Source organism: Robinsoniella sp. (assembly GCF_034124845.1).
In genome coordinates this window covers 1-6750 of record NZ_JAWYAJ010000220.1, presented here as the reverse complement: position 1 = coordinate 6750, position 6750 = coordinate 1, and the positions used below count along the sequence as shown (strand labels likewise).

The following is a 6750-nucleotide window of genomic DNA, read 5'->3' as shown; positions in this document are numbered from 1 at the left end:
CATCCCCAAAGTTTTAATCGTAACCTCCAGATTCATCTGGGTATTCAGCCTTTTAAAGATTTCTTTTGCCCGCTTCTTCATTCCTTCATAATCAATCACACTTACAAAGCCAATCTTTTTCGTCATTTCGTGCCCCAAGAACAAATTATCCAGCACGGTCATTTCCTCAAACAGACTTGTTTCCTGAAATATAATGGAAACCCCTTTTTGATATGCCTCCATAGGATTTGCAAATGCTTCTTCTTCTGCATTTACCACCATGGTTCCACTGTCCGGCTTATGTACTCCGCAAACCACTTTCATAAGCGTGGATTTTCCTGCTCCGTTCTCGCCGCAGATGGCATGCACTTCTCCGCTTCGAAGTTCAAAATCAATGCCATTCAACGCCAGGACACCTGGAAAAGTTTTCACAATATCTCTCAGTTCCAATATTGTTTTTTCCATTGTTCCTCCTCCAATCTTCATATGCTGTCTCTTGCTTAACTGTCTTAATCTTATCAGGAGGGGAGGAAAAGGTACATGTAAAATCAAAAAGGGTTTATATAAAATACAAAAGCCTGGGGATAGAATGTTGCAATTTCTATCTTCAGGCTTTTGCTGGTTCGAATCTATCTTTCCTACCCATTAAAAAATGGCATGTTATAATCCGTATTATAACATGCCAAATCTGTAATTACTTACTCTTCCGTAGCAGAAACTAAATCTTCTTCACCAAGATCATCCAGATCTAAATCATCTGATAAGTCAAGTCCAAGATCCAGATCGTCATCATCATCAAAATCTTCGTCTTCGTCATAACCCTGATCCAGTGTATAATCGGTATCCAGTTTTACGTTGCGGTATCTCTTCATGCCGGTTCCGGCTGGAATTAATTTACCGATAATAACATTTTCTTTTAATCCGATAAGCGGGTCAATCTTACCTTTGATTGCTGCTTCTGTCAGTACTTTCGTTGTTTCCTGGAAAGATGCTGCCGATAAGAAGGAATTGGTTGCAAGAGATGCCTTTGTAATACCAAGCATTACCTGCTTTCCTTCTGCCGGAACCTTGCCTTCTTCTGTCAATGCATCATTTACATCTTCAAAATCAAGGATATCTACCAGTGTACCAGGAAGTAATTCTGAATCACCGTTATCTTCAATACGGATCTTCTTTAACATCTGGCGAACAATAACTTCGATATGCTTATCATTGATCTCAACACCCTGTAAACGGTAAACACGCTGAACTTCCTGAATCATGTAATCCTGTACGGCACGCACACCTTTAATCTTCAGGATATCATGTGGATTAACACTACCTTCTGTCAGCTCATCACCGGCTTCCAGCAATGCTCCGTCCTGTGCTTTAATTCTGGATCCATAAGGAATCAGATAAGTCTTAGCTTCTCCGGTTTCGTCGTTTGTTACAATGATTTCACGTTTCTTCTTGGTATCTTTAATAGTTGCAATACCAGGAATTTCCGTAATGATGGCAAGACCTTTCGGCTTTCTTGCCTCAAAAAGCTCCTCGACACGGGGAAGACCCTGTGTGATATCGCCGCCGGCAACACCACCGGTATGGAACGTACGCATGGTAAGCTGTGTTCCAGGTTCACCGATAGACTGGGCTGCAATAATACCAACGGATTCACCTACCTGAACAGCTTCTCCGGTAGCAAGGTTGGAACCATAACATTTTGCACATACTCCGATATGTGATTTACAAGTCAGAATTGTACGAATCTTAATCTTGTCAAATGATTTTCCGTTTGCATCCACACCTTCGCTCATGATACGTGCTGCACGTCTTGGCGTAATCATATGGTTTGCTTTAACAAGAACTTCACCATCTTTATTAGTAAGAGTTTCGCAGGCAAATCTGCCTGTAATTCTCTCCTGCAGGCTTTCAATTTCTTCTTTTCCGTCCATGAATGCTTTTACATACATACCCGGAATTTCTTTTCCTTCACAGCAGTCTACTTCACGGATGATTAAGTCCTGAGAAACGTCAACGAGACGTCTGGTCAGGTATCCGGAATCGGCTGTACGAAGCGCAGTATCAGACAGACCTTTACGCGCACCATGTGCAGACATAAAGTACTCCAATACGTCAAGACCTTCACGGAAGTTTGATTTGATAGGCAGCTCGATTGTATGACCTGTTGTATCCGCCATCAAACCACGCATACCGGCAAGCTGTTTAATCTGCTTATCAGAACCACGGGCTCCGGAATCAGCCATCATGTAGATGTTATTGTACTTATCAAGACCGTCAAGCAATGCCTTAGTCAAAATATCATCGGTATTCTTCCATGTTTCTACCACTTCTTTATAACGCTCTTCTTCCGTGATCAGACCACGCTTGTAGTTCTTGGTAATTCTGTCAACAGTATCCTGTGCCTGCTGAATCAACTGCGGTTTTTCCGGAGGTACTGTCATATCGGAAATGGATACAGTCATCGCTGCCCTGGTAGAGTACTTGTAACCCATAGCCTTGATATCATCAAGTGCTTCTGCAGTCTTGGTTGCTCCATGGGTATTAATGATTTTCTCCAGAATCTGTTTTAATCCCTTTTTACCTACGTGGAAATCTACTTCCAGCTTTAATGCATTTTCCGGTATATCACGGTTTACAAAACCTAAATCCTGAGGAAGGATTTCATTGAAGATGAAACGTCCCAGAGTAGATTCTACATTTCCAGTGAGCTCACTTCCATCCGGCATAATCTTTGTCATACGAACCGTAATTCTGGTCTGTAATGTCAAAGCTTTATTTTCATAAGCAAGGATTGCTTCGTTAACGCTTTTAAATACTTTGCCTTCTCCAAGTGCGCCTGGTCTCTCCTGTGTCAGATAGTAGATACCAAGGACCATATCCTGTGAAGGAACGGCAACGGGACCACCATCGGAAGGTTTTAACAGGTTGTTTGGAGATAACAGTAAGAAACGGCATTCTGCCTGTGCTTCCACAGACAATGGAAGATGGACAGCCATCTGGTCCCCATCGAAGTCAGCGTTGAACGCAGTACATACTAGTGGATGAAGCTTGATCGCCTTACCTTCTACCAATATCGGCTCAAATGCCTGAATACCAAGTCTGTGAAGCGTGGGGGCACGGTTTAACATAACCGGGTGCTCTTTAATAACTTCTTCCAGAACATCCCATACTTCCGGCTGAAGTCTTTCTACCATCTTCTTGGCATTCTTAATATTGTGAGAAGTACCGTTTGCTACTAATTCTTTCATAACGAAAGGTTTGAATAATTCAATTGCCATTTCCTTTGGCAGACCGCACTGGTAAATCTTAAGCTCCGGTCCAACCACGATAACGGAACGTCCTGAGTAGTCAACACGTTTTCCAAGTAAGTTCTGACGGAAACGTCCGGATTTACCTTTTAACATGTCTGACAGGGATTTAAGGGCTCTGTTACCCGGCCCTGTTACCGGTCGTCCACGGCGTCCATTATCAATTAAAGCATCTACCGCTTCCTGAAGCATACGTTTTTCATTACGAACGATGATATCAGGTGCGCCTAATTCCAAAAGTCTTTTCAGACGGTTATTACGGTTGATAATTCTTCTGTATAAGTCATTCAGGTCAGATGTGGCAAAACGCCCACCATCCAGCTGAACCATAGGACGTAAATCCGGCGGAATGACAGGAACAACTGTCATGATCATCCATTCCGGTCTGTTTCCTGAACCGCGGAAAGCTTCTACCACTTCCAGTCTCTTAATAATTCTGGCTCTTTTCTGACCGGTAGAATCCTTCAGTCCTCTTTTTAATTCTACGGATTCCTTCTCCATGTCAATGGCTTCTAACAGTTCCTTAATGGATTCTGCTCCCATTCCTACACGGAAAGTGTTTCCCCATTTTTCTTTTGCTTCCTGGAATTCTTTTTCTGTCAGAACCTGTTTGTACTGTAAGTCAGTAGTTCCTTTATCCAATACGATATAGTTGGCAAAGTACAATACTTTTTCCAATACTCTGGGAGACAGATCCAGAATCAATCCCATTCTGGAAGGGATTCCCTTAAAGTACCAGATATGGGAAACAGGAGCTGCAAGCTCAATGTGTCCCATACGCTCTCTACGAACGCTGGCTTTGGTTACTTCTACGCCGCATCGGTCGCAGACTACACCTTTATAACGGATTTTTTTATACTTACCGCAGTGGCATTCCCAGTCCTTGCTGGGACCGAAAATACGCTCGCAGAATAATCCGTCTTTTTCTGGTTTCAGGGTTCTATAATTAATCGTTTCTGGTTTTTTTACTTCTCCTCTGGACCATTCTCTGATCTTATCCGGAGATGCCAAACCAATTTTGATTGCATCAAAAGTCATTGGCTGATACGTTTCATTGTTTGCTGTTTCAGGCATTGATGGTACTCCTTTCCATTGTTAGCTACCTACGTTTACTCTTCATCAAGAACTTCTTCTAGGTCTAAAAATGCTTCCTCTTCTTCATCTTCCACATCAACTAACTCGCCGTCCTCAAATTCCTGCTGACTAAATCCGAAGTCTTCCAGAGGTTCTTCCTCACTGTAGCCCTTCTCGCCTTCAATAACGGAATGCAGATCTGTTTCGCCGAAATCAATGGTTTCCATGATTTCAACTTCTGTCTGGTCTTCCTTGAGTACTTTCACGTCAAGTCCCAGGGACTGAAGCTCTTTTAACAATACCTTAAAGGATTCCGGTATACCTGGTTCCGGTATATTTTCTCCCTTGATAATTGCTTCATAAGTCTTCACACGGCCGATAACATCATCGGACTTCACAGTCAGAATTTCCTGCAGTGTATAGGATGCGCCATATGCTTCCAGCGCCCAAACTTCCATCTCTCCGAAACGCTGTCCACCGAACTGTGCCTTACCACCAAGCGGCTGCTGTGTAACCAGGGAGTAAGGTCCGGTGGAACGTGCATGAATCTTATCATCTACCAGATGATGGAGTTTCAGGTAATGCATGTGTCCAATCGTAACCGCACTGTCAAAGTACTCTCCGGTACGGCCATCACGCAGTCTTACTTTACCATCACGTGAAAGCGGTACTCCTTTCCAGAGTTCTCTGTGTGCTCTGTTCTCATATAAGTAATCCATAACATCAGGAAGCAGTTCCTGCTCATGTTTCTCTTTAAATTCATCCCACTCCAGATTCACATAATCATTTGCCAAATCCAGAGTATCCATAATATCAACTTCGTTTGCACCGTCAAATACCGGTGTGGATATATTAAATCCTAACGCTTTTGACGCAAGACTTAAATGAATCTCAAGTACCTGTCCGATATTCATACGGGAAGGCACACCAAGGGGATTCAATACGATGTCAAGCGGACGTCCGTTTGGCAGGAATGGCATATCTTCTACCGGAAGTACACGGGAAACAACACCCTTGTTACCATGACGGCCGGCCATCTTATCTCCAACGGAAATCTTTCTCTTCTGTGCAATATAAATACGTACTGCCTGGTTTACACCCGGTGATAATTCATCTCCGTTTTCTCTGGTAAACACTTTGGCATCTACGACTATACCATATTCTCCATGAGGTACTTTCAGAGAAGTGTCTCTGACTTCACGCGCCTTTTCACCAAAGATCGCACGAAGGAGCCTTTCTTCTGCAGTCAGCTCGGTCTCTCCCTTAGGGGTTACCTTACCAACCAGGATATCTCCGGCACGAACTTCTGCACCGATACGGATGATACCTCTTTCATCCAGATCCTTTAAAGCATCATCGCCCACACCAGGAACGTCTCTTGTAATTTCTTCCGGTCCCAATTTTGTGTCTCTGGCTTCTGCTTCATATTCTTCAATATGGACAGATGTATACACATCCTCCATAACCAGTCTTTCACTTAACAATACCGCATCCTCGTAGTTATAACCTTCCCAGGTCATAAATCCGATTAACGGGTTCTTACCTAATGCAATTTCACCATTCTGTGTGGAAGGTCCGTCAGCAATAACATCTCCCGCCTGCACATGATCGCCTTTGAATACGATCGGTCTCTGGTTATAGCAGTTACTCTGGTTACTTCTTGCAAACTTAGTCAAATGATACTCATCTTTTGAGCCATCATCATTTTTCATAACGATAGTCTTAGATGTGGAACGTTCAATCGTTCCTGCTTTTTTGGCAACTACACAGACACCGGAGTCAACCGCTGCCTTCATTTCCATACCTGTTCCAACAACCGGTGCATCCGTTGTCAATAACGGAACTGCCTGACGCTGCATGTTAGATCCCATCAGCGCACGGTTAGCATCATCATTTTCCAGGAAAGGAATCAATGCTGTAGCAACAGAGAATACCATCTTCGGAGATACATCCATGTAATCAAATGTAGTTCTTTCATACTCCTGGGTTTCCTCTCTGTAACGACCGGAAACATTTTTATGAACAAAATGTCCTTCTTCATCCAGAGCCTCATTCGCCTGAGCAACGTGATAGTTATCTTCTTCGTCTGCAGTCATATATACAACATCTTCCGTAACACGCGGGTTAGACGGATCTGTTTTGTCAATTTTACGGTACGGCGCCTCAATAAATCCGTACTCATTGATTCTGGCATAAGTTGCCAGGGAGTTAATCAGACCGATATTCGGACCTTCAGGGGTTTCAATCGGACACATTCTTCCATAGTGGGAGTAGTGAACATCTCGAACCTCGAATCCCGCCCTGTCTCTGGACAAACCACCAGGACCAAGTGCGGATAAACGTCTCTTATGTGTCAACTCACCAAGCGGGTTGTTCTGATCCATGAACT

General features: G+C 43.4%; 3 protein-coding genes. All 3 read right to left on the bottom strand.

Annotated features, from left to right (window positions below):
* Positions 1 to 444, bottom strand: a 444-nt coding sequence (locus ACH2DQ_RS10475) for an ATP-binding cassette domain-containing protein (RefSeq protein ID WP_395026675.1), incomplete at its 3' end; no start/stop codon positions are given.
* Positions 445 to 677: 233 nt separating this feature from the next.
* Positions 678 to 4361 (bottom strand): DNA-directed RNA polymerase subunit beta', encoded by a 3684-nt coding sequence (gene rpoC / locus ACH2DQ_RS10470; RefSeq protein WP_394913615.1) that lies wholly within the window; start codon positions 4359 to 4361, stop codon positions 678 to 680.
* Between the two features lie 35 nt (positions 4362 to 4396).
* On the bottom strand, positions 4397 to 6750 hold a 2354-nt coding region (locus ACH2DQ_RS10465), incomplete at its 5' end, for a DNA-directed RNA polymerase subunit beta (RefSeq protein WP_395026672.1).

What these genes read in the sequence shown, in the direction of transcription:
- rpoC (WP_394913615.1), bottom strand. Translation starts at nt 4,361, where the DNA reads ATGCCTGAAACAGCAAACAATGAAACGTATCAGCCAATGACTTTTGAT.